A 24,023-nucleotide genomic window follows, 5' to 3' on the forward strand; every position below is an offset into this window, starting at 1 on the left:
CCAGACTCAAGCCAGACGAGGGGAACCCTGTGTTCGACACCGCCCGGTGGACGGTTCTAGCCCCGTTGCTGCAGGCCGCCACGGCCGGACGCGACCTGCTGGACGACACGATCCGCAGGCTCACGCCCGAGGCCGTCACCGCCGAGGTCCTGCGGGAGACCGGCGAGCACGCCGTCCGCCTGGACCTGAACTTCGACGGCCGCACCACCGCCCACCTGTGCCCGGACGCCGAAGTGGTGATCACGCTCGACCTGGCCGACGCCGTCAGGGGCCTCTACGGCACCGGCGCCCGGCCCTGGCCGAGCCTCGCCGTCACCACCCCGGACCCCGATCTCGACGAACGCGGCATCGCCGGGTGGTTCCAGGACCGCAAGGGCGTCGCGCGGTCCGTCCAGGAGCTCCTGTCCGCGCTCAAGCCGGGCGACCGGGACCTGGGCGAGCTGGCCGTGGAGCACGGTTCGGACAAGTGGGGCGACCTGCACTGGTACACGCAGCACTACGAACGCCACTTCGCCCGTCTGCGCGACGAGCCCGTGCGGGTGCTGGAGATCGGTATCGGCGGCTACGACGACCCGGACCGCGGCGGCGGCTCGCTGCGGATGTGGCAGCGGTACTTCCGGCGCGGCCTCGTGCACGGCCTCGACATCGCGCGCAAGAACGTCAGCGGCCCGCGGATCATGACCGTGCTGGGCGACCAGTCCGATGCCGCGTTCCTCGACCGCCTGGGCCGCGAACTCGGACCGTTCGACGTGGTCATCGACGACGGCAGCCACCTCAACGAGCACGTGCGGACCTCGTTCCATGCGCTGTTCCCGCACGTCCGCGCGGGCGGCCTCTACGTCGTGGAGGACCTGCAGACCGCGTACTGGCCGAGCTGGGGCGGCCACCCCGAGGCGACCGCCGGCACGTCGATGGGGATGCTCAAGTCCTTTGTAGATGGACTGAACCGGGCCGAGGTGCGTGATCCGCGTGGCGAGGGCTCCTACCTGGAACGCAACATCAGCGGGATCTCGTTCCACCACAACATCGCGTTCGTCGAGAAAGGGCTGAACGCCGAGGAGGGCGGGCCGGCCTTCCTGCGCACGCTGTTCTAGGCACGTCCTGAAGCCGGTCAGAGTGTCCGGCTCAGCGCGGCCATCCGGTCCCAGGCCGGTGACGAGGCACCGGCCGCCGCCATGGCCAGCGCGCTGACCTCCGGATCCGCCGCCGGCATCGCGGGCCGCCGCTCCAGCCAGACGGCGGCCCGCCGTGCCAGCGCGGGCAGCCGCGGATCTTCCGCCGGGAAGCCGAAGGCCTCGTCGTAGGCCAGGTAGATCCGCTGGAACTCGGGGTCGGCGAGCGACTCGGTCTTGTCCGCGAGCCAGACCGCCGCCTCGTCCGGGGCGACGGCCTGCATGAGCACCCAGACCTCGCGTTCCATCCGGACGCCCCGCTCGCTGACTCCCAGCTCCCGCAACAGGTCCAGCATCGCGGCGGCTTCCGTGCTCACGAACAGCGCGTCGCCCGCCCGAAGCCGCGCCACCCGTTCGCGGGCCTGCCGGACCTCCTCCTCACGGCGGTGCAGCGCCTCGTCGATCTCGGTGATCGACGAGGCGAACTCCTCCTCCCCCGCCGCGAGCAGTTCCTTCACACGGGCGAGCGGCACGCCGGCCTCGGCGAGCGTGCGGATCTTGACCAGGCCGACCGCGTCCCTGGCGGTGTAGCGCCGGTAGCCGGAGTGGTCGCGCTCGGGTTCCGGCAGCAGCCCGACCTTGTGGTAGTGCCGCACCGCCTTGATCGTCACGCCCGCGTACCGGGCGAGCTGACCGATCGTGATCATGGCGCCATCATCGCACCCGGCCGAACGTCCGACCGGCGAGATCGACGCCGGTGACCTCACCGGAAGCGTTGCGGCTGAAGAACCCCCGCTGCCCGGCGAACGCGCCGTCCGTGATCACGTACTCGTCGCGCGGCAGCAGCCCCATCGGGAACGGCGCGTGGTCGGCCGGCAGTTCCACTTCGGCGGACGCCCGGATCTCCGGCCGGATCAGCACCTCCAGCACCAGCCCGGACCCGGTGTCGTCGATGGTCATCACCATCGAGTCGTTGCCGTAGCCACCTGCAACTTCGGCGGCCTTCGAAGCGTTGTACGGCAACGGTTCCGGGTCGCGGTCCACGACGCCGAGGTGGTCCTCCAGCGCCCGCCGCACCACCGCCTGGTTGAACGGGATGCCGTCCGGCCCCTGGTTCGCGACCGACACCACCGCGAAGCCGCGCTCGGGAACGATCAGCAGCTCGGCGAACTGCCCGTTGGACGAGCCACCGTGCCCGATCGTCCGCACGCCGTCGATCTCGCGCAGGAACCAGCCGACCCCGATGGCGTCACCCAGGTTGCTGCCGCGCAACGACGCCGTGGGCTTCCGCATCTCCGTGAAGTCGATTCCGTCACCGTCGCTGAGGTGGAAACGGGCCCACGCGAGGAGATCCGCCACAGAGGCCGCGATCCCGCCGCCGGGGTTGCCGGCCCGCCAGTGCCGCCACGGCCGCGCGATCTCACCCTTCTCGTGACCGACGGCGAACCGGCGGGTCATCACCGCGTCCCGGTCGAAGTGCGTGTTGCCGAGCCCGAGCGGCTCCAGCAGCAACGACGTGACCGCCTGCTCGTACGTCTGCCCGGTGACGTTCTCGATGATGCGCCCGGCCAGGTTGAACCCGGACTGGCTGTACGACGGCCGCTCCCCCGCCGCCCCGACCAGCTTCAGGGTCGCGAGCTCACCGACGTGGCGGGCCAGAGCGTCGTCGCCCTCGCCGGTGTCCACCAGCGTGCCCCAGTCGAGCCCGGACGTGTGGTTCAGCAGCTGCCGGACGGTGAACGACCGGCCGTCCACCAGACGCAGCTCCGGCACGTACTCGTGCACCGGCGCGTCCAGGGACACCCGCTCCTGGGCCACCAGCCGCATGATCGCGGTGGCCGTGTAGGTCTTGGTGACCGAGCCGAGGAGGAAGAGCGTGTCCTCGTTGACCGGCAACGGGTTCTCGACGCTGGTCACGCCGTGGCTGAGGTAGTGCTCCCGCCCCTCGTGGAAGACGGCGACGGCGGCGCCGGGGATGGCGAAGCGGGCGGCGGTCCGGGCGATGAAGTCGTTGTCCATGCCCCTACCCTCGAACCTTGACCCCGGGTCAAGGTCAACCCCTTTCGGGGAAACCGCCCTGCCGCCGCGTTCAGCGCGGCGGCAGGGCGGAGGGGTCACGGGATCCAGTGGTTGCCGGACACCGTGATCATCACCTGGAGCTGGATGCTCGCGCCGAAGTACGTGTTCGTGTCGACCGGCGTGTTCAGCATCTTGTTCCACAACGCGTCCAGCCACGCCTGGCTGCCCGCGTCCGTCGTGGCCGCGACCGCGAACGGCGCGAAGAACGCCGCGTCGCTGCCGCTCTCGATCTGGGTGCCGCCGAGGGAGTAGCCGACCGCGATCTTGTTGGGGTCACCGCCGGTCTTGCCCTTGATCCACGAGTTCATCTTGCGGGCCGCCGCCAGCGACTTGGTGTCACCGGTCAGTGCGGCGTCCGCGCCGATGCGCCACGGGTCGCGGCACGCGTTGTACCAGTACTTGCCGTCGGTGTCGGCCCGTTCGAGCATCTCGCCGACCGCGGGCTTCACCGTGGAGTTGGTGTCCTGCACGAAGTCCGGCAGCAGTCCGGTGCTCGGCGCGTACTTCGACTGCAGCGTGGCGATCACGTCCTGGTGCTTGGTGCGGATCGTGTCCCACGCCGAGTCGCCGGTCGCCTTCCGGAACGCCCGGAAGTGGTCGGACATCCAGTCGGAGGAGCGGGAGCCGTAGTACTGCCTGCTGCTGCCCGAGGTGGACCAGTCGCCCATCAGCAGCAGGTTCGTGTTCGGGTTGACCAGGCTCTTCTTGATCGCGTTGACGTTCCTGACGGCGAGCTGCCGGTAGTTGTACGTGCCGCTGCTGCCCCACTGCCGGTCGGCCAGCAGCAGGCCGTAGGCGGTGTCCATGTCGCCGTCGGTCGCGCTGTCGCTGCCGCTGACGCTCTTGCAGGAGCTGTCCTGCTCGGCGGCCAGCAGGTCGGGGTTGTTGACCGACGGGTGGGCGAGCTTGTACTTCAGCAGACCGTCGAAGATCTTCTTCGCGTCCGGGTCGGCGCCGGCCATCTGCGCGGTGATCACCATGCCGTAACCCTGCGCCTCGGCGACGTACGGGTGGTCGGCGTCCGGCGAGATGATCTCGTACCAGCCGTTGCCGCAGTTCTGCTTGACGAACGCGGCCTTCCACCTCTTGTAGTACTCGACGATCTGGGCGTCCAAAGTGGACGTGCTGCCCGACGGGCGCAGGATGCCGGCCGCGTACGGGGTCTGCCTGCTGCCGAACGGGTAGCCGAGGCCGTTCGAAGGCGGCGTCGTCGTGGTCGTCGGCGGCGTCGTGGTCGTCGGCGGGGTGCCACCGCCCACGCCGTAGACCTCGAACTCCCACAAGGAGTAGCCGTACGCCGTGCCGCGAGCAGTGCCGTAAATGCGCACGTACCGGCCGGAACCGGACAGCGTCAAGTCGTCGGTGCCGCCGTCACCGGTGCTGGTCGAGTACACGTCGGTCCAGGCGGAGCCGTCAGGAGAGGTCTGCACGCGGTACGACCTGGCGTACGCGGCCTCCCAGTTCAGCTTCACCCTGCTGATCGTGTGCGCCGAGCCGAGGTCGACCCGGAGCCATTCGGGGTCGTGCCCCTCCACGGAGGCCCAGCGGGTCGCGGTGCTGCCGTCGACCGCCTTGCCCGCCTCGAACCCCGGCCCCTCGACGGAGGAGGCCGTCACCGCCTTGTCGCGGGAGACCAGTGGGTCCGCCGCCGATGCGATGGTCGTTCCCGCGACGAGGAGGCCGAGCACGAGCCCGGCCGCCCCGAACGCCGTCGTTCTGCCGCCCACGACCGCCTCCAGCAATTAGTTAATAAAGCTGTCAATGCGAGTGGTTGGCGACGGTATGCAGGTCAGAGCACCTCGACAAGAGGTACCGACCAGTTGTTGCGCGATCGGACAGTGCAGGTCAGGGCACCCAGTGGTTGCCCGTGACCGTGATCATCACCTGCAACTGGATGCTCGCGGAGAAGTAGCTGCCGCCGTCGATCGGCGTCTGCAGCATCCTGTTCCACAACGCGTCCAGCCACGCCTGGCTACCCGGATCGGTCGCCGCCGCCACCGCGAACGGCGCGAAGAACGCCGCCGCGCTGCCACCGGAGAGCTGCGTGCCGTTGAGCTGGTAGCCGATCGCGATGTTCGCCGGGTTGCCGCCCGCCTTGGACTTCACCCACGTGTTGAGCTTGCGCGACGCCGCGAGCGACTGGGAGTCACCGCTGGTCACCGCGTCCGCGCCGATGCGCCACGGCACGCGGCAGGCGTTCCAGTAGTACTTGCCGTCGTTCACGCTCTCCAGCACCTGCCCGGCGGGCGGGCGCGGGGAGGAGTTCGTGTTCTCCACGAAGTCCGGCAGCAGACCGGTGCTCGGCGCGTAGTTCTGCTGCAGCTGCCCGATCAGGTTCTGGTGCGCGGCGCGGATCGTGTCCCACGCCCCGTCCCCCGTCGCCTTCCGGAACGCCCGGAAGTGGTCGGTCATCCAGTCCGACGACCGTGAGAGGTAGTAGTACTGGTCGCCCGCGCTGGACCAGTCGCCCAGCTTGAGCAGGTTCGTCGACGGGTTGACCTCGCTGGCCTTGATCGCGTTGACGTGCCTGATCGCCAGCTGCTTGTAGTCGTACGTGCCGGTGCTGCCCCACTGCCGGTCGGCGAGCAGCAGCCCGTAGGCCACGTCCATGTCGCCGTCCGTGGCGCCGTCACCGCCGTTAACGCTGCGGCAGTTCACGTCCTGCTCGGCCGCGAGGAGATCGCGGTTGATGGAGGACGGGTGGTCGATCTTCCACTTCACCAGGCCGTCGAAGATCTTCCGCGCGTCCGGGTCGGCCCCGGCCATCTGCGCGGTGATCACCATGCCGTAGCCCTGCGCCTCGGCGACGTACGGGTGGTCGGCATCGGGCGAGATCACCTGGTACCAGCCGTTGCCGCAGTTCTGCCGCACGAACGCGGACTTCCAGCGCTGGTAGTAGTCCACCACCGCGGCGTCCAGAGTGGACGTCGCGCCGGAGGGCCGCAGGATGCCCGCCGCGTAGGGCGTCTTCCTGCTGCCGAACGCGTAGCCGAGTCCGTTCGAGGGCGGGGTCGTCGTCGTCGTGGTGGTCGTCGGCGGGGTGCCGCCGGCCACGCCGTAGACCTCGAGCTCCCACAGCGAGTAACCCCACTGCGTGCCACGAGCCGTGCCGAGGACGCGCAAATACCGCCCGGTGCCGGACACCGTCAAGTCGTCGACGCCACCGTCACCGGTGCCAGTCGAGAACACGTCCGTCCACGCCGAGTCGTCCGGAGAGGTCTGCACGCGGTAGCCCCTGGCGTACGCGGCCTCCCAGTTCAGCCGCACACGGCTGACCGCGTGCGCCGAGCCGAGGTCGACCCGCAGCCACTCGGAGTCACTGCCCTCCGCCGAGGCCCACCGGGTCGTCGTGCTGCCGTCCACGGCCTTCGCCGCCTCCAGCCCGGCACCCTCGACAGAGGACGCCGTGACCGCCTTGCCCTGCGACACCAGCGGGTCCGCGGCCGTCGCACTGGTCGTCCCCGCCACCAGGAGACCAATCACGAGCCCGGCCGCGCTCACCGCCGCCAACGCCGATCGTCTGTCCACAACCACCTCCAACCAATGGTTAACAAACCTGCCTAAAAGGGCGATCGCGGCGACCATAGGCGGGCCGGTCAACTTCGGACAAGAGGTGCGGACCAGTCATCTGAGCCGGAACCGGTTGCGGAGCTACTCCCAGACCTCGCGCACGGCCTGCGCGATCGAGACGGCCTGGGCGTACCCCGCCTCCGCGGCGGGCTTGCGCCGGGCCGGGTCCAGCAGGTTCGTGCCGATCGCGGCCAGCGCGGCACGGTCCGGGCTGATCACGATCGACGGCACCCCGAGCTTCGCCGCCTGCGCGCCCGGCGTCGCGGCAGGACTCGCCGACCGCGTCAACGGCGCGACGACCACCACCCGCGAGTACCCGGCGGCGAGGTCGACGTTCGCCACGGAGCGCATGCCGCCGTCCATGTACCGGCTGCCGTTGATGCTGACCGGTGGCCACACCAGCGGCACCGCGCAGCTCGACGCGACCGCCTTCACCAGCGGCACCCCGCTGTCCCGGTCGAACGCCACGAACTTCCCGCTCGCGGCGTCCACGGCGGTGACCTTGAGCGGGCGCTCCGGCCAGTCCTTCGTGGACAGCCGGGAGTCGAACACCGCCAGCCTGGACTCCTCGGACGGCGTGCGGGCCTTGAGCGCGGCACGTCCGAGGCGGGCCCGCTTGCGCGCCGGCGTTCCCGGCATCACGTAGGAAAGCGCGTACCTGACGATCATCCACGAAGTGAGACGGGCCGGGATCTCGCCGTCGGGCGGCACCAACTGGCCCGCGTAGAGGTCCGCGAGCAGGGCACCTCCCGCCAGTTCCGCCGCCACCACGGACCCGGCGGACGTCCCGACGAACAGGTCGGCACCCGTCAGGTCGACGCCCTGCTCCGCCAGTCCGTGCAGAACCCCTGTCTCCCAGGCGATTCCGGTGACGCCACCGCCGCCCAGCACCAACGCTCGTTCTCCAGTCACAGCGGCCATCCTATGGAGTGGGACGGGTTCCTGGTCCATGGTCGTGGTTGGTAACCTTGACGGCGAAGCCGAGAAGCGCTGCAACGGGCCTCGCGCCTGCCACGCTCGGCCTCGTACCACCACGTGACAAGGGCGCTTCCGACTACTCGGGAGCGCGCGTGGCTGGTCTCAGGTCTCTGTTGAACTCTCGCATCGCCGTGCTCGACGGCGCGTGGGGCACGATGTTCCAGCAGGCCAAGCTCTCGCCAGCCGACTACTACGGCACCGAGTTCGGCGACCACCGCCTCGACGTCGCGGGCGACCCGGACCTGCTCAACCTCACCCGTCCCGACCTGGTGCTCGACGTGCACCGGCAGTACCTCGCGGCGGGCGCGGACATCACGACCACCAACACGTTCACCGCCACCTCGATCGGCCAGGCCGACTACGGGCTCGAGGACCGGGTCCGCGAGATGAACATCGCCGGCGCGCGGCTCGCCCGGCAGGCCGCGGACGAGTTCGGCGGCCGGTTCGTCGCCGGATCGGTCGGCCCGCTCAACGTCACCCTGTCCCTGTCGCCCAAGGTCGAGGACCCGGCGTACCGCGCCGTCACGTTCGAGCAGGTCAAGGCCTCCTACGCGGAGCAGATCTCGGCACTGCGCGAGGGCGGCGTCGACCTGCTGCTGATCGAGACCATCTTCGACACGCTGAACTGCAAGGCCGCCATCGCCGCGGCCCGCGAGGTGGCGCCCGACCTGCCGCTGTGGATCTCGGTGACGATCGTCGACCTGTCCGGCCGCACGCTGTCCGGCCAGACCGTCGAGGCGTTCTGGGACTCGATCGCGCACGCCGAACCGCTGGTCGTCGGCGTGAACTGCTCGCTGGGCGCCGAGGAGATGCGCCCGCACGTCGCCGACCTGGCGCGGCTCGCGAACACCTACGTCGCCTGCCACCCGAACGCGGGCCTGCCCAACGCGTTCGGCGGCTACGACGAGACCCCCGACGAGACCGCGGCCCTGCTGAGGGACTTCGCGGGCAACGGCATCGTCAACGTCGTCGGCGGCTGCTGCGGCACCACCCCCGAGCACATCAAGGCCATCGCCGACGCCGTGCGCGGCATCGACGCTCGCGAGGTCGTCAAGCCCCGGCACACCACCCGCTACAGCGGCCTGGAGACGTTCGAGATCGGCCCCGACACCGGGTTCGTGATGATCGGCGAGCGCACCAACGTCACCGGCTCCGCCAAGTTCCGCAGGCTGATCGAGGCCGACGACCACAACGCCGCGCTCACCGTGGCGCTGGACCAGGTCCGCGGCGGCGCGAACCTGCTGGACGTCAACATGGACGCCGACCTGCTCGACGGCGAGCAGGCGATGACGACGTTCCTGAACCTCATCGCGACCGAACCGGAGATCGCCCGCATCCCGGTGATGATCGACAGCTCCCGCTGGACCGTGCTGGAGGCCGGGCTGCGGTGCGTGCAGGGCAAGGGCGTGGTCAACTCGATCAGCCTCAAGGAGGGCGAGGAGCCGTTCCTGCGGCAGGCCCGCACGATCCGCGACTACGGCGCCGGTGTCGTCGTGATGGCATTCGACGAACAGGGCCAGGCCGACACGACCGACCGCAAGGTCGAGATCTGCGGCCGCGCCTACGACCTGCTCACGCAGAAGGCCGGGTTCCCGGCCGAGGACATCATCTTCGACCCGAACGTGCTCGCGGTCGCGACCGGCATCGAGGAGCACAACGGCTACGCCAAGGCGTTCATCGACGCCCTGCCGCGGATCAAGGAACGCTGTCCCGGCGTCCGCATCAGCGGCGGCATCTCGAACCTGTCGTTCTCGTTCCGCGGCAACGACGTCGTCCGCGAGGCCATGCACTCGGCGTTCCTGTTCCACGCCGTCAAGGCCGGGCTCGACATGGGCATCGTCAACGCAGGCCAGCTCGTCGTCTACCAGGACATCAAGGCCGACCTGCTGGAACTGGTCGAGGACGTCATCTTCGACCGCCGCGAGGACGCGACCGACCGCCTCGTCACGCACGCCGAGACCGTCAAGGGTCCCGGCCAGAAGCGCGTCGTCGACCTGTCGTGGCGCGAGGCCCCGGTCGGCAAGCGCCTGGAGCACGCCATCCTGCACGGCGTCGTCGATTTCATCGAGGAGGACACCGAGGAGGCCCGCCAGGCCCTGCCGCGTCCGCTCGATGTCATCGAGGGCCCGCTGATGGACGGCATGAAGGTCGTCGGCGACCTGTTCGGGGCGGGCAAGATGTTCCTGCCCCAGGTCGTGAAGAGCGCCCGCGTGATGAAGCGCGCGGTCGCCTACCTCGAGCCGTTCATGGACGCCGAGCCGAAGGCCACGGCGGGCGGCAACGGCAAGGTGGTGCTGGCCACCGTCAAGGGCGACGTCCACGACATCGGCAAGAACATCGTCGGCGTCGTGCTGGGCTGCAACAACTACGAGGTGATCGACCTCGGCGTGATGGTGCCGGCCGCGAAGATCCTCGACACCGCGATCAAGGAGCACGCCGACGTCATCGGCCTGTCCGGGCTGATCACCCCGTCGCTGGACGAGATGGTCTCGGTCGCCGAGGAGATGCAGCGGCGCGGCATGAAGCTGCCGTTGCTCATCGGCGGCGCCACGACGTCGAAGCAGCACAACGCCGTGAAGATCGCCCCCGTCTACGACGAGCCGGTCGTGCACGTGCTCGACGCCTCACGGGTCGTCGGCGTCGTCTCCGACCTTCTGGACGGCCAGCGCGCCCACGAGCTGAACATCACCAACCGCGCTGAGCAGGCCCGGTTGCGCGAGCAGCACGCGAACCGCAAGTCGGTGCCGTTGCTCAAGCTCGAAGAGGCGCGCGCGAATCGGGAAGAAGTCGATTTCTCCGAATTGCCGACCCCGGAATTCACCGGTACCCGCGTGCTGAGCCCCTCTCTGGGTGAACTGCGCGAGTTCATCGACTGGACGTTCCTGTTCCTCGCCTGGGAGCTCAAAGGCAAGTTCCCCGCGATCCTCGACCAGCCGGTGGCCCGCGAACTCTACGAGGACGCGACCACGTTGCTGGACGAAATCGTCGCCGGCGAATTGTTCGAGGCGAAGGGTGTGTACGGCTACTGGCCCGCGCATTCCGAAGGCGACGACATCCTGCTCGACAACGGCGTGCGAATCCCGATGCTGCGCCAGCAGACCAAGAAGCCGTTGTCACGCCCGAATCGCTGCCTCTCCGACTACGTGGCACCCGAAGGCGACCACATCGGCGGATTCGCGGTGACGATCCTCGGCGCCGGAAAGCTGGCCGCGAAGTACGAGGCCCAGAACGACGACTACCGCGCCATCATGGTGAAGGCGCTGGCGGACAGGCTCGCCGAGGCGTTCGCCGAATGGATCCACCTGCGGGCGCGACGCGACTGGTTCGAGCCGGACGCCCAGCCGGAACTCGCCGACCTGCACGCCGAGAAGTTCCGCGGCATCCGGCCCGCACTGGGTTACCCGGCCTGCCCCGACCACACCGTGAAGCGCGAACTGTTCGACCTGCTCGCTGCCGAAGAGGAAATCGGGATCTCGCTCACCGAATCGTTCGCGATGAACCCCGCCGCGAGCGTGAGCGGCCTGATCTTCCAGCACCCTGAGGCGAAGTACTTCACCGTCGGCAGGCTCGGCCGCGACCAGGTGCAGGACTACGCGACGCGGTACGGCAAGCCGCTCGCGGAGGTCGAGCAGTGGCTGCGCCCCAACCTCGGTTACGAGCCCGCCTGACCGGTTTCGGGACGTGAAAGCGCTTGCCGGTAACGGCAGGCGTTGTCCCGGTTTGGCACCATCCGATGTAGCATCGGCCGCTCTGGAGATCAATCACCCCGTAGGTCGAGCGAGCCCGAGGTCATCCATGCGAGCTGCGGCGCTGGTGCTGGGTCTGGTGCTGTTATCGGGCTGCGGCGGCGCCGCGGAGTCGCAGGCGTTGCCGCACGTGGGTTTCGTGGTGAAGCGCACCGGTGGTTCCTTCGCACAGGAGATGACCAGCGGCTTTCACGAGGGTGTCGGCCGCATCGGCGGGGTCAGCGCGACGGTGACCGGTCCTCCCGGACAGGACGGGCACAAGGAAGTCGAGTTGTTCCGGGATTTGGCGATGGCCGCGAAGGGCGGAATAGCCGTGGCGACGTCGGAGCCTTCGCTGATGGCGCCGTCGATCGGTGAGGCATTGGCCCAGCACGTCGCGGTGGTCGGCGTGGACATGCGGCTCACAGCGAGTTCGGGTGTGAAACTCCACGTCGGTAACGACAACTACGAACTCGGCGAAAAGCTGGCTGACGAGTTGATGCGCCGAATGCCCCCGGACGCGACGGGGACGGTGGTGCTGGGAAACACCGCACCGGGCCTTGCCGGGTTCGACGACCGGGCAGAGGGAATCCGGGGGCGGTTCGCCGAAAAGCTACCGGGGGTAGTGGTGCTGGGCCCGTTCGACACGCAACGTGACGACGCCGCGAATCGCGACGCGTGGAAACGTCTCGTGGCGGCGAACCCGAACGCCCTCGCGTTCGTTGGTACGGGCGACTGCGACGGCGTCAACCTCGCCGCGTTGAAGACCGAGAAGTCGGCGAGGTGGCTGGTGGGCGGGTTCGGGGTCGACCCGAGAACGTTGCAGGCGGTGCGGGACGGCGCGATGGTGGCGTCGATCTCTCCCGAGCACTACCTCAAGGGCGCTGTGGCAGGCTGGCTGCTCGCAAGGCATGCGAAGGGCGGCGCGGCGCTGCCGGAGGGCTGGATCGAGACGCCGGGACTCACGGTGACGACGACGAACCTGGACCAGGTCCTGCACCGGCAGGAGTCCGAGAAGGCTCGCAGGGAGTTCTTCCAGCCTCAGATCGACAGCTTCGTCGAGGATCCGGCGAGCTGGGTGCGACCGTTGGAGCAGGCACGGTGAGCTTTTGGGAGGGCCGCGCCACCGCGAGGGTGGCGACGGTCGGGCTGACGTTCGGGCTGCTGGTCCTGGCGGGGCTGGCGCTGTGGAGCAGCATCAGCGCGCAGGCCACGACAGCGCACGTGCGCGAGCTCAACGAGACCAGCGAGCGGTGGGCCCGCGTGCTGGAGCACATCAACGTCGCCGACAACGCGTTGCGCGACCTGCAGGTCGCGCGGACCGAGCAGACCGTGGAGCCGCTGCGGAACTCCGTCGGTTCCGCGCGCGCCGAACTGGAGTGGCTGCGCGCCAACGGCATGCCGTCCGACGCGGCGGAGGCCGGCAAGGTGCTGGCCCTGTACGACCAGAGCACGGACATGCTGCGCGCGGTCGTCGCCGGCACCGACCCGTTGCAGGCGGACCAGGCGGATCTCGCGCATTCCTCGTTGCGACGCCAGATCTCCTCGACGATCGGGGTCAAGCGCCTCGACACCACCGAGTACCTGCGGTCGGCCGACGAGAAGAACGCGCGGCTGCGGATCGCGCAGATCGTGGTGTTCGTGCTGGACGCGGCCCTGGTCGCGTTGTTCGGCATGGTGCTGCTCGGGCAGCGCCGCATGATCCTGCGCCAGGCCGCGAAGAACGAGCACGAGGCCCACCACGACGCCCTGACCGGCCTCGCGAACCGGACGCTGCTCGCGCGGCGGATGGAACAGGCCGTCGACAAGGCGCGCAAGAAGGACGAGCCGCTGGCGTTGCTGATCGTGGACCTCGACAGGTTCAAGGAGGTCAACGACTCGCTCGGGCACCACACTGGTGACCTGCTGCTGCGCCAGGTGGCGAACCGCCTGTCGTGGGCGGTGCGCGACACGGACCTGGTGGCGCGGCTGGGCGGCGACGAGTTCGCCGTGCTGCTGCCCGGCGTCGGCTCGGCGGAGAACGCGAGCATGGTCGGCGACAAGATCCTCCAGGCCCTGGCCATGCCGGTCACGCTGGAGGGCCTGGAGCTGGAGATAGCGGCCAGCGTCGGTGTGGCGCTGTGCCCGTCGGACTCGGGCGACGGCCACGAACTGCTGCGGCACGCCGACATCGCGATGTACGCGGCGAAGCGCGAGAAGTCCGGTGTCGCCGTCTACGACGCCCGCCTGCACGAACGCGGCGCCGCGCACCTGACGGCCGTGACGGAGCTCCGGCACGCGATCGACCGCGGCGAGCTGTTCCTGCACTACCAGCCGAAGGCGCTGGCCGACACGGGTGCGGTGTGCGGGGTCGAGGCCCTGGCGCGCTGGCAGCACCCGACGCGCGGCCTGGTGCGCCCGGACGAGTTCATCCCGATCGCCGAGGAGAACGGGCTCATCGAGCCGCTGACCCGGTACGTGATCGACGCGGCCCTGCGCCAATGCCGTTCGTGGTCGGACGCGGGCTGGGAGGTGCCGGTCTCGGTGAACGTGGGCGCGGCCTGCCTGCACCACACCGAGTTCCCCGGCGACGTGGCCGATCTGATCAAACGGCACGGGCTGCCCGCCCGGCTGCTGACGCTGGAGATCACCGAGTCCGCGATCATCTCGGACCCGGACCGCGCGGTGGAGGTGTTGCGCGGCCTGACCGAACTGGGCGTGCGGCTGTCCATCGACGACTTCGGCACCGGCTACTCGTCGATCTCGTACCTGCGCAGCATGCGGGTGCACGAGATGAAGCTCGACCGGTCGTTCGTGACGCACATGTGCACGGACGCCGGCGACAGCGCGATCGTGCACGCCCTGGTGGCGCTGGCCCGGAACTTCGGGCTGCAGGCCGTCGCGGAGGGCGTGGAGGACCAGGACACGTGGACGGCTCTGGCCGAGGCCGGGTGCGACGTGGTGCAGGGGTATTTCCTCAGCGAGCCGCTGCCCGCTGAGGAAATCGTTGCCTGGCTTGGCGATCGGGCCGCCGCTCACGCGTAAGCGCGGTGACCACTGACCTTTGCCGCGTCTTTCGCCCCTCAGACGGGTGCATCGCCCTGCTGAGCGGTGAAAGACGTGGTGAAGATCGTGGTCACCGCGCGTAGGAGTCGGTGTCCCGCCACTGGTTGATGAACGGCTGCATGAAGTCGACCATGGCGGGGAGCTGGTCCGCGCACGACAGGTAGGCGATGACCCGGATCGCGCCGACCGCGTTGACGAACCGGAGCACCTCCTCGTCGAGCTCGCGCAGGCCGTTCTTGCGCGCGCCGCGGTTGTAGGCGGCCTCGTACTCCAGGCCGAGCCCGGCCAGGTCCCATTCGACCGGACCGTAGGTGATCAGCTCGAAGTCGGAGAACAGCGGGCCGGTCGTGCTCGCGAAGATGTTCGCGGGCGGTGAGTCGCCGTGGATGGGCTGCAGTCCGATGCCGGGGAACTTCGCCTCGAACGCGGCCTGGGAGCTGACGAGCGGCTCCAGGACCTCCCATTCGGCTCGTGCCCGCTGGAGGTCTTCCGCGGTGACGATGTCCAGGCCTTCGAGCTTTTCGAGGCCCTCGCGGACGAACCGCGGTTCCGCCGACGACAGGAACTCGAGCTCGCCGGGGTAGTTCCGCAGTGCCTCGTGCAGGTCGGCGGAGAGCTCGGAGTTCTTGACGTAGTCCGGTTCCGCGGACTTGTCCTCGTCGGTGAAGGGCCAGAAGGTGATCGAGAAACCGTCGCGCTGCACGGGTTCGCGCGGTACGAGCGTGCTCGGCGGGATGACCGGGGTGCCCTGGTCGTGCAGCCACTGCGCGACGTCGAGTTCCTGTTGCTGGCGCCGGGCCAGTGACTCGAGGGTCGTGGTGTGCGGCAGGACGGTCGGGATCCGGGCCACGACGGGCGACGGTGCGAGGTGCACGACGACGGAGAACAGTTCGTAGAGCACCTTGCCCTCGGTGATCTCCAGGCCGAGTTCGCGACCTGCCGCCACCGCGGCGTCTCGTGCGGCAGTGGTGCGGGCGGCGATGTTCTCAGGGGTCGCGAAGGCTGTCATGGCAAGATCGTGTCACGGCCCCGCGGCTCGACGCAGATCATTTACGGTGGGCCCATGGCCGACCGCCACCTGATCGACGTCCACGTCCTGCTCGTGCGCGACGGCGAGGTGCTCCTCTCCCGGCGGCGTGACGCCGACCCCCGGTTCGACGGCCTGTGGCACCTGCCCTCGGGCAAGCTCGACGCGAGCGAGTCCGTGCTCGACGGCGCCGTGCGCGAGGCCTCGGAGGAGGTCGGGGTGGTGATCGAGCCCGGCGACCTGCGGCACGTGCACACCCTGCACGCCAACGGATCCGGTGTGGAACCGAGGCTCGGGCTGTTCTTCGAGGTCCGGCGGTGGAGCGGGGAGCCGGTCAACCGCGAGCCGGAGAAGTGCTCGGAGCTGCGGTGGTTCGAGCTGGACGCGCTGCCGGAGGACTTCCTCTCCTACTCCGCCGCCGGGATCATCGGCTACCTGGCCGGGGAGTCGTTCGGGCTGCTCGGCTGGGCCCGCTGAACCAGCCCGTCCAGCACCAGGGTGATGACGCCGTCGGCCTCCGCCCGCCACTCCGGGCGCTCGTGGGCCGCTCCGATGCCGTGCAGCGCCATCATGACGGCGCCGGCCCCCACGTCGCCCCGGACGGTCCCCTCCTCGGCAGCGGCGGTCACCAGGCCGGTGACGGCCTCTTCCAGTGCCCTGCTGCCCTCGGCGAGCGTCTCCGAGCCGGTGGCCATGAGCGTGGTCAGCGTCCGGGCCAGGCCGTGGTGCTCGTGCACGTAGCCGACGAACTCGCGGAGGAACGTCGACAAGGCCTCCAGGGCGGGCGACGTTTCCCGCAGCCGGTGGGCCCGGTCGCACAGCGCGACGACCTCCTCGTGGTAGACCGCCTCGGCCAGCGCCTCCCTGGTCGGGAAGTGGCGGTACAGCGTGCCCGTGCCGACGCCGGCGAGCCGGGCGAAGTCGTCGAAGCGCAGGTCGAAGAACTCGCCGGACTCGAAGATCTCCCTGGCCTTGGCCAGCAGCGCCTGGCGGTTGCGCTGGGCGTCCGCTCGCAGCGGCCTGTCACTGCCTCGCGTTGACAAACGGCACCTGCCTCCCTAGCTTCGAAAGTGGAGATTGTCTCCACTTACATCGTAACCCACGAGGTGGACCGTGAAGATCCTGATGTTCGGCCGCGGCGTGATCGCCACCGTGTACGGCTGGGCGCTGGAACAGGCCGGGCACGACGTCGAGTTCTACGTCCGGCCCGGCCGCGCGGCGGAGTACGGGGACACGACCAGTCTCGACCTGCTCGACATGCGGCGGAGCTTGCGGGGGCAGCGCGTCGTGCGGGAGTGGCCGGTGCGCCTGCGCGAGGAACTGGGGCCGGACCACGACTTCGACCTGATCGTGCTGAGCGTGGGGCACCACCGGTTGACCGAGGCGGCGGACTTCCTGGCACCCCGCGTCGGCAGGGCCACGGTGCTGGTCTTCGGCAACATCTGGGCCGAGCCGCTGGACGCGATCGGCGCGCTGCCCGCCGAGCAGGTCGCGTGGGGCTTTCCCCTGGCGGGCGGCGGTTTCGGCGAGAACGGTGTGCTGCGTGGCGCCATTCTGCCGTCCGTCCTCTTCGGAACCGTCGGCCCGCAGGCGGAACGGGGACGGGTCGTGCGGCGGGTGTTCCGCGAGGCGGGGTTCCGGATCAGGGAGGAACCGGACTTCCGCGGCTGGCTGCTGATCCACTTCGTGTCGGACGCCGGGCTGTTCTCGCAGGGGCTGAGGCTGGGCGCGCTGGCCGATCTCGCGGGACGCAGGCGCGATCTGCGCGAGGCGTTGCTGGCCGGGCGCGAACTGCTGCCGCTGGTCGAGGCACGGGGTGTCGTCGTGGGACGCCGCGCACTGCTGTTCCGCGCGCCGACCTGGCTGGCGGCTCCCCTGTTCGCCTGGCTGACCGCTCACTTCGGGCCGGTGCGCGACAACTTCGCGACGCACTCCGACCCCACGGCCGAGGAGCCGCGGGCGATCTGCCGGGACGTGCTGGCGGAGGCACGCCGGCTGGGCGTGGCCGCACCGCGGCTGGCAGCGGCGGAACCGAGCTTCGCGGCACCCGTTCAGTGATCGCAGCAGACGCGCTCGGCCCACTCCGGCTCGTGCCACCAGTGCTTGTTCTCCGCGGACGGGAACGGGTCGAGCGCGGCCGACATCGTGAGGGCCTGCGGCTGCTGCCGGTAGGGCGCGAGCAGGTCGGGCACCCGGTGGAGCACTCCTCCGACCATGACCTGCTCGACGTTCGCCGCCGCCTTGACGTCGGCCAGCGGGTTGCCCCGGACGAACGCGATGTCCGCGGGCGCACCGGGCCTGATCGCGCCGAGCGGCAGGCCCAGCCACCTCGCCGGGTTGCGGGTCGCGGTGATGAGCGCTTCCCTCGGCGTGAAGCCGTATTCGACCAGCGCGCGCAGGTTCTGGTGCGTGGCGGTGGCGGGGCTGTCGAGCGGCGCGTCGGTGCCGGTGATGACGAACCCGCCGCCCCGGTGGACGTTCAGCGCGAACTCGACCCAGCCCTTCAACACCGCGCGGGACGCGGTGGCCGCCGGGGTGCCTTGGGCGTTGGCGTCGGCCAGGTACCGCTCGTACTCCCACGACGGGTAGAGCACGCGGGTGCGTTCGTCGGTGACCAACGACTTGTCGTCGTCGTACAGGGCACGTGACTGGAACAGCGTGGGCGTCATCGACATGCCGGACCTGGTGAACAGCGCCACCACGTCCTGGTAGGCCTTGCCCTGCCTGCTGATGGTGTGGGAGTAGCCGAGCCTGTTGGTGGCGCCGACGTGTTCCATGCCGTCCATGCCGATGTTGGCGGCCGGGTACAGGTAGTGGGACGACAGCGGGACCCGGGACCGTTGCACGGCGGCGCGTTGCAGCTCTACGGGCAGGCGGACGTAGGTCTTGATCATGTCGTAGCCGAGCTCGTGGGCGCGGCGCAGTTCGAGGTCGAGCTGGGCCTTGCTGAGCGTCGGACGCATGAAGTTGTAGTAGACGCGTGAACCGTCGACGGCCTCGCCGGTGGCGTAGAACCGCGGCCCCGTCAAGGTTCCCGCCGCCAGCGCCTCCCTGGTCTCGACCATCTGGTAGACCGGGTCACCCGGTGAGCGGACGGTCGTGACGCCGTACGCGAGCCAGACGTTGCCCTGCCGGGCGCCCCACTGGCGGCCGCGCAGGTGCCAGTGGTTGTGGGCGTCGATCAGGCCGGGGATGGCGGTGAGGCCCGACGCGTCGACGTCCGCCTTGCCGCGGTGCGGACGGATCTCCTCGACGGTGCCGTTTTCGACGACGATGTCGACGTTGCGCTTGAGCCCGTGTGCCTCGCCGTCCCAGTAAGCGCCGACGCGAACCACCTTGCGTTCGGGCGCCTTCGGCTTGCGCCAGGTCAGGCCGTGCCGGATGGTCGTGACCTTGCCGTCCAGAGTGGACTTCCGGATCCGGCCGTTGTTCAGGTACACCAACGCGTCGTCGCCGTGCCACGCCAGCGAGTCCGTGACCTCGCGGGTGATCTGGCGCGGCTCGCCCTGGAAGGTGCCCTTGCCGTCGACCGGGACGACCCACGCGACGCTCTCGACGACGAACGCGAGGTGCCTGCCGTCCGGCGACCACACCGGGCCGTCGTCGCCGCGGGTGGCGATCGAGCGGAACGGCATCGGCTCGGTGTACTTCAGCTCGCCGCTCACGAGGTCGATGCTCAGGACCTGGCTGGTGCCTTCGCGGAACCGCCGGGAGAACGGCTTCACCGCGGCGAGGGCGACCGTGCCGCCGTCCTTCGACCAGGTCGGGCGGCCGGGCTGGAACAGCGTCGGCGTGACCTGCCTGCGCGCCTGCCGGTCGGTGATCCACACCTGGCCGTCCTGGTCCAGGTAGGCGACCTTGGTACCGTCCGGCGAGAACCGCGGCGTGATCTGCGCGTGCGGCGCCGGCGCGTACAGCCCCTCCTCCCCGGAAGTGAGATCGCGCAACCACAGCTGCGCGACACCGGTGCGGTCACTGGCGTAGACGATCTTCCCGCCGTCGGGCGAGAAGTCCGGGTCGGAGTCGAAGTACCTGCCGTCCGTGAGCTTCGTGGCCTTGCCGCCGCTCAGCACGTACAGCGCGTTCAACGCGCGGAAGGCGATCTTCCCGTCACTCGACACGACCGGACCGGCGATGCCCTTGACCGCGCCGCCGGTGAGGTTCCTGGCGCGGTGCGGCCTGCGGTTCGCGCGCACCGGAACCGTGGCCTCGAACGGAATGTCCTCAGTGGACCCGTTGGCACGGCTGCGAATCCTGCCGTCGGCAGTGTAGAGAACGCTGTCGCCGGCCCAGACCGGCGCGAACCCGAAGACGTCCTCGCCCGCGACCACCGCGGTCGTCCCGAGCACCAGCTCGGCCTGCCCGGGCCGCATCCGCGTGTAGCTGGGCTGGCCGCCGGGCCCGAACGCCGCCCCGAACACCTGCGTGCCCGCCGGCGCCGTGACGAGCCGTTCGCGGACGCCGTCCAGCGTGACGGTGTCGACCGCCGCGTTGCCGACGGTGAAGATGATCCGCCTGCCGTCCCCCGACCACTGCGGCGCCGCGGCCTCGTCCGGCACGCCGGTCAGCTGCGTGATGGCGCCGGTGGCCAGTTCGAGCAGGTGTACGCCGTAGCTGCCGGCCCGGTCGCTGACGAACGCGAGGTGCCGGCCGTCCGGCGAGAACGCGGGCTCCCGGTGGTCGTACTTACCCCGCGTGAGTTGCTTGAGCCCCTTGCCGTCGAGCCCGATCACGCAGAGGTGGTAGTTGCCGTTCCGATAGGACTGGAACGCGATCTGGCCGCCCGGTCCGAACGACGGCAGCGTGGCGTCCTGCAGCTCGTCGGTGAGCTTGCGCGCCTCCCCACCGGTGTGAGGCAGAACCCAGATGGCGGTGACGAGGTCGATGGCGAGCCACTTGCCGTCCCGCGACCGCGCCACCGAGATGTTGGTGCCCTGCGTCAGCCTCACCCGCTCGCCGGGCTCCGCCTGAGCGGCGGTGCCGATCGTGAGCGCGGACGCGGCGGTGGCGACGGCGGCGGCCTGACCGGTGCGGCTCAGCAGTTCGCGGCGCGACAGTTCCACAGCGGCACTCCCCCGAATGGTGTTCCCCTAGGAACCCCACCCTGGCACCGCGGAAGCGTTGCGCCATCGACCGTTCGGACCAGCGCCCAGCATGCGGGACACTGGTCCCCGCGAACGGACTACAGGGCGAGCGCACCCTCGATGCGGGCCACCATCGCGTCCTCGGCCTCGACGACGACACCGTCGGCCTCGGCCACCTCGCGGCAGATCGCCAGCACCGCGCGCGGGAAGTCCTTGGCGTCCTCCGGCGACTTGGCCGTGAGGGTCTTCATCGAGGAGCGCAGCGCCTCCAGGACGACTGGCTCGATCTCCTCGTCGGTGCCGGCGGGCACGGACGGGCGGGCGCTGCCCAGGACGACGCGCAGGTCGGGTGACAGGTTCGCGAGAGCGCGCAGGCCGGCGAAGCGTTCCTCCAGCACGGGGCCGGGGTCGGCGTGGGAAACCAGCAGCATGGCGCCGTACACGGCGGTGCGCAGCGTGCGGCTCTCCTCGTCGGTGTAGAAGATCATGTCGCCCACTCTATGTTGTCGGGTCAGGCGGTGGTTCTGGCGTTGATAAGAGGACTCTCCAGCCCGCTTCCGGTTGCTCCTCAGCTGCGAGAACACCTGTGATGGACGTCTATCGCGGGCGAAGCGAACAAACTGACCGGTCTGTGCGTTGAGATGGGTTGAGACCGTCCAGCCCAGGAGGATGCACTCATGACGACCACCGCTACCCGGCCCCGCATCACGGTTCGGCGGGTGGTGTTCACGCTCGTCCTCTTCAGCGTGACGACGTTGCTGTTCTGGGTGCCGTTCGAAGGGCTGTTCGCGGCCAGCGCGGAGTGGCCTGACCCGGTCCGGCCGATCGCCGCCGTCGTGTTCGTCGCGGCCGCCATCACGATGATCGCGCTGTTCACCCAGCGCGGCAGCGACCGCGCCGCGCGGATCTCCCAGTTCCTGCTGGGCTTCGTGTGGATCGCGTTCGTGTGGACGCTGCTCACCGACGTCGTGCGGCTCGGACTCGCGCTGGGCGGCGTCGAGAACCCGTTCCGCTCCCGTTTCATCGCCGTGCTGCTCGCCGTCCTCATCGTCACCGTGACGGTCTACGGGGTGTACGAGGCGATGCGCGTGCCTCGGATCAAGCGCCAAGACGTGACGATTCCCCGGCTCGACCCCGCGTTCGACGGCCTGACCGTCGCCGTCATCACCGACACGCACTACGGCGCCATCAACCGCGCGAAGTGGTCGAAGGGCATGGTCGACGCGGTCAACGAGCTCGGCGCCGACGTCGCCGTGCACGTCGGTGACATCGCGGACGGCACCGCCGAGCAGCGCCTGGAGCAGGCCACCCCGCTCGGTGCCGTGAACACCGAGCACCGCTTCTACATCACCGGCAACCACGAGTACTACTCGAACGCGCAGGGCTGGATCGACCTGATGACCCGGCTGGGCTGGAAGGCGTTGCGCAACGAGCACGTGGCCCTGGAGCGCGGTGGCGCCAAGCTCGTGTTCGCGGGCGTCGACGACGTCACGGCCAGCCACTCCGGCGAGCCCGGCCACGCCGCCGACCTCGCGCTCGCGTTGCGCGGCGCCGACTCCGGCGCGCCGGTCGTGCTGCTGGCGCACCAGCCGTCCGAGATCAGGAAGGCCGTCGACGCCGGGGTGGACCTGCAGCTCTCCGGGCACACGCACGGCGGGCAGATCTGGCCGTTCCACTACCTGGTCCGGCTGCAGCAGCCGGTGGTCGCCGGCCTGAGCAGGCACAGCGACCGCACCCAGCTCTACACCAGCCGCGGCGCCGGCTTCTGGGGCCCGCCGATGCGCGTCTTCGCACCCAGCGAGATCACGCTGCTGACGCTCAAAGCTGCCTGAGGTGCACCCCAGGAAGATGACCACTGTCGTTGAACCTGACCAGCCGGGGTGACTCGCCGGTCGTGTAGCGGATGACCGTGAGCGCCGCGTGGTCGTGGTTCAGCGTCAGCCACCGCTCGGGCGGGGCGTCCAGCGCGTCCCGCACGAGCCAGCTGATCAGGAACGAGTGCGTCACGACCAGCACCGGGCCGTCACCGGGCCGGGCGAACCGCGTCTCGGCCTCGTGGGCCAGCGCGGGACCGCGAGTGCGTTCCGACTCCGGGAACCGGTCGAAGAACTCGTCGTGGTCGGGGACGAAGTGCGGCACGTAGTCGCCCGCCGCCGCCTCGGCCCGGCAGGGCACGCGCAGCACGCCGGCGATGATCGACGCGGTCTCGGCGGTCCGGGGCGACGGACCGTGGTGCACGGCCGCGAAACCCGTGCCCCGCAACCGTTCCGCCAGTGCCTCCGCCTGCTTGCGGCCACGCGCCGTCAGCCGGGACTCGTCCTTCGTCGCCTCGCCGTGCCGGACCAGGTGCAGATCTCTCGTCACACCGTGCAGTCTGCCTTGACGGCACTCGCGGCGTGATGGGCGTAGGTCGGTCCGGAGCTGTTCCAGTCCTGACCTCGGGTGACGAGCTGCACGGTCAGGTTTCCGCTGGCCCTGAACTTCCCGGCGGCCACCCACTGCCCCCGCTTGTCGACCTGCTTGATCGCGAACGACGCCATCGGGGTGCCGCCGACACCGTTGCGGTCGAAGACGTAGTACACGGTCGGGTTACCCCCGACCTGCTGCAGATCGCCCTGCGGGATGTGCACGGAGACGTCGCACGTGCCGGTCACCGCGAACGTCCACATGCCGTAGGCCGAGGTGTCGTCGCGGCGGGTGTCGCCGGACATCGGGATCGACACGAACGTCGAGCCGCACTTGCCGTCGCCGTGGTCGACCCAGCCCTTGCGGCCGTCGCGGTACGAGCCGACGCTGGTGTAGCCGCCGCAGCCGGGGCCCGTCGTGAACGACTTGGCGCCGCCGGGAGCCCTGCCGGTGTCCCCGGCGGGCGGCGGAACGGCGTTCTGCGTCGTCGTCGGCATCAGCCCCAGGGCGGACGAGGCGAGTGACGGGTCCATGCCGTTCGCCGACGTCGCCTCCGACGGCAGCTCCTCCGGCGGGGTGATCAGGCCGGGGATGTAGCTGTGCGAGGGCTGCGCGACGTCCGTGCCGCTGCCGGAACCGCCGTTGAACGTCACGATGGCGATCCCGCCGAGGACGAGGAGCGCGGCGATGGCTGCGATCGCGGCGGTACGGGGCTTGAGCGGACCGGGCGGCGGCTTCTCCTGCTGCTCCGGGACGTCACCGGCCGAGGCCCAGCGGGCGGCACCCCTGGCGCGGGCAGCCTCCATCAGCGCTGGGTCGGGCGCCAGGTGGCGCTCGGTCGGTTCGTCGGGGAACTGGGTGGACACGGAGCGCAGTGTGCCAGGGACATAGGGCCACCCAAACGCGTGGTTCTTTCACTAACGGGTTGTTTGAACTCAATGGACCGCACGCTGTGCAGGCGGCTGGGCTGTTTCGTCTACGTAACGTGACGGCAACC

Annotated in this window: 18 protein-coding genes; 7 read left to right on the forward strand and 11 right to left on the reverse strand. The window is 69.9% G+C overall.

The features are described from left to right. The first annotated feature begins 29 nt into the window (after positions 1-29). Positions 30-1,094 carry a class I SAM-dependent methyltransferase gene (locus DFR72_RS23440; RefSeq protein WP_090064880.1) on the forward strand — a complete coding sequence of 355 codons (1,065 nt, stop codon included), beginning with the start codon at positions 30-32 and terminating at the stop codon, positions 1,092-1,094. Between the two features lie 17 nt (positions 1,095-1,111). Here the strand turns inward: DFR72_RS23440 and DFR72_RS23445 are convergent, their stop codons facing one another. The 5 genes from DFR72_RS23445 to DFR72_RS23465 all read right to left on the reverse strand — a co-directional run bounded on the left by DFR72_RS23445 (position 1,112) and on the right by DFR72_RS23465 (position 7,673). Further along, positions 1,112-1,819, reverse strand: a complete 708-nt coding sequence (locus DFR72_RS23445; RefSeq protein ID WP_090064881.1) for a MerR family transcriptional regulator — start codon at positions 1,817-1,819, stop codon at positions 1,112-1,114. Between the two features lie 7 nt (positions 1,820-1,826). Then, positions 1,827-3,131 carry a serine hydrolase domain-containing protein gene (locus DFR72_RS23450; RefSeq protein ID WP_090064882.1) on the reverse strand — a complete coding sequence of 435 codons (1,305 nt, stop codon included), beginning with the start codon at positions 3,129-3,131 and terminating at the stop codon, positions 1,827-1,829. 95 nt (positions 3,132-3,226) lie between these two features. Further along, positions 3,227-4,918 carry a glycosyl hydrolase family 8 gene (locus DFR72_RS23455; protein WP_090065235.1) on the reverse strand — a complete coding sequence of 564 codons (1,692 nt, stop codon included), beginning with the start codon at positions 4,916-4,918 and terminating at the stop codon, positions 3,227-3,229. A gap of 118 nt (positions 4,919-5,036) precedes the next feature. Continuing rightward, a complete protein-coding gene (locus DFR72_RS23460) occupies positions 5,037-6,719 on the reverse strand; it encodes a glycosyl hydrolase family 8 (protein ID WP_211335500.1) in 1,683 nt (560 codons plus the stop codon). Positions 6,720-6,842: 123 nt separating this feature from the next. Further along, positions 6,843-7,673: a patatin-like phospholipase family protein gene (locus DFR72_RS23465; RefSeq protein WP_245983394.1), complete on the reverse strand. Its 831-nt coding sequence runs from the start codon at positions 7,671-7,673 to the stop codon at positions 6,843-6,845. Between the two features lie 158 nt (positions 7,674-7,831). Between DFR72_RS23465 and metH the strand changes: the two genes are divergently transcribed. From metH to DFR72_RS23480, 3 genes are all read left to right on the forward strand, one after another. After that, positions 7,832-11,407 (forward strand): methionine synthase, encoded by a 3,576-nt coding sequence (gene metH / locus DFR72_RS23470; protein WP_090064885.1) that lies wholly within the window; start codon positions 7,832-7,834, stop codon positions 11,405-11,407. A gap of 127 nt (positions 11,408-11,534) precedes the next feature. After that, positions 11,535-12,569, forward strand: a complete 1,035-nt coding sequence (locus DFR72_RS23475; protein ID WP_090064886.1) for a sugar ABC transporter substrate-binding protein — start codon at positions 11,535-11,537, stop codon at positions 12,567-12,569. Next, positions 12,566-14,488: a putative bifunctional diguanylate cyclase/phosphodiesterase gene (locus DFR72_RS23480; RefSeq protein WP_143086679.1), complete on the forward strand. Its 1,923-nt coding sequence runs from the start codon at positions 12,566-12,568 to the stop codon at positions 14,486-14,488. Before DFR72_RS23475 ends, DFR72_RS23480 begins: the two co-directional genes overlap by 4 nt. Positions 14,489-14,579: 91 nt before the next feature. Here the strand turns inward: DFR72_RS23480 and DFR72_RS23485 are convergent, their stop codons facing one another. Further along, complete coding sequence (locus tag DFR72_RS23485; RefSeq protein ID WP_090064888.1) at positions 14,580-15,518, reverse strand: phosphotransferase; 939 nt, start codon at positions 15,516-15,518, stop codon at positions 14,580-14,582. Between the two features lie 54 nt (positions 15,519-15,572). On the opposite strand from DFR72_RS23485, the gene DFR72_RS23490 reads away from it, so the two are divergent. Further along, the gene (locus DFR72_RS23490; protein ID WP_090064889.1) at positions 15,573-16,013 is read left to right on the forward strand and encodes an NUDIX hydrolase; all 441 of its coding nucleotides are present in this window, start codon (positions 15,573-15,575) and stop codon (positions 16,011-16,013) included. Here the strand turns inward: DFR72_RS23490 and DFR72_RS23495 are convergent. Beyond that, positions 15,968-16,579 carry a TetR/AcrR family transcriptional regulator gene (locus tag DFR72_RS23495; RefSeq protein ID WP_090064890.1) on the reverse strand — a complete coding sequence of 204 codons (612 nt, stop codon included), beginning with the start codon at positions 16,577-16,579 and terminating at the stop codon, positions 15,968-15,970. The genes DFR72_RS23490 and DFR72_RS23495 overlap by 46 nt on opposite strands. Positions 16,580-16,649: 70 nt before the next feature. Here DFR72_RS23495 and DFR72_RS23500 point away from each other — a divergent pair, with 70 nt between their 5' ends. After that, positions 16,650-17,594 (forward strand): ketopantoate reductase family protein, encoded by a 945-nt coding sequence (locus DFR72_RS23500; protein ID WP_090064891.1) that lies wholly within the window; start codon positions 16,650-16,652, stop codon positions 17,592-17,594. Here the strand turns inward: DFR72_RS23500 and DFR72_RS23505 are convergent. Then, the gene (locus tag DFR72_RS23505; protein WP_245983398.1) at positions 17,588-20,599 is read right to left on the reverse strand and encodes an amidohydrolase family protein; all 3,012 of its coding nucleotides are present in this window, start codon (positions 20,597-20,599) and stop codon (positions 17,588-17,590) included. The genes DFR72_RS23500 and DFR72_RS23505 overlap by 7 nt on opposite strands. A 119-nt stretch (positions 20,600-20,718) precedes the next feature. Beyond that, positions 20,719-21,108, reverse strand: a complete 390-nt coding sequence (locus tag DFR72_RS23510; protein ID WP_090065237.1) for a hypothetical protein — start codon at positions 21,106-21,108, stop codon at positions 20,719-20,721. 189 nt (positions 21,109-21,297) lie between these two features. Between DFR72_RS23510 and DFR72_RS23515 the strand changes: the two genes are divergently transcribed. Further along, positions 21,298-22,452, forward strand: a complete 1,155-nt coding sequence (locus DFR72_RS23515) for a metallophosphoesterase (RefSeq protein WP_090064892.1) — start codon at positions 21,298-21,300, stop codon at positions 22,450-22,452. Here DFR72_RS23515 and DFR72_RS23520 read toward each other — a convergent pair. Next, the gene (locus tag DFR72_RS23520; RefSeq protein WP_211335501.1) at positions 22,439-22,984 is read right to left on the reverse strand and encodes a histidine phosphatase family protein; all 546 of its coding nucleotides are present in this window, start codon (positions 22,982-22,984) and stop codon (positions 22,439-22,441) included. The genes DFR72_RS23515 and DFR72_RS23520 overlap by 14 nt on opposite strands. Further along, positions 22,981-23,892: a hypothetical protein gene (locus DFR72_RS23525; RefSeq protein WP_090064893.1), complete on the reverse strand. Its 912-nt coding sequence runs from the start codon at positions 23,890-23,892 to the stop codon at positions 22,981-22,983. Before DFR72_RS23525 ends, DFR72_RS23520 begins: the two co-directional genes overlap by 4 nt. Positions 23,893-24,023 lie beyond the last annotated feature (131 nt).

It is taken from the genome of Lentzea flaviverrucosa, from assembly GCF_003350445.1.
GTDB classification, from domain to species: Bacteria; Actinomycetota; Actinomycetes; order Mycobacteriales; family Pseudonocardiaceae; genus Lentzea; species Lentzea californiensis.

Coding starts and splice junctions, on each gene's coding strand:
- DFR72_RS23450 (WP_090064882.1), bottom strand. CDS start 3,131: ATGGACAACGACTTCATCGCCCGGACCGCCGCCCGCTTCGCCATCCCC.
- DFR72_RS23490 (WP_090064889.1), top strand. CDS start 15,573: ATGGCCGACCGCCACCTGATCGACGTCCACGTCCTGCTCGTGCGCGAC.
- DFR72_RS23475 (WP_090064886.1), top strand. CDS start 11,535: ATGCGAGCTGCGGCGCTGGTGCTGGGTCTGGTGCTGTTATCGGGCTGC.
- DFR72_RS23515 (WP_090064892.1), top strand. CDS start 21,298: ATGACGACCACCGCTACCCGGCCCCGCATCACGGTTCGGCGGGTGGTG.
- DFR72_RS23510 (WP_090065237.1), bottom strand. CDS start 21,108: ATGATCTTCTACACCGACGAGGAGAGCCGCACGCTGCGCACCGCCGTG.
- DFR72_RS23445 (WP_090064881.1), bottom strand. CDS start 1,819: ATGATCACGATCGGTCAGCTCGCCCGGTACGCGGGCGTGACGATCAAG.
- DFR72_RS23485 (WP_090064888.1), bottom strand. CDS start 15,518: ATGACAGCCTTCGCGACCCCTGAGAACATCGCCGCCCGCACCACTGCC.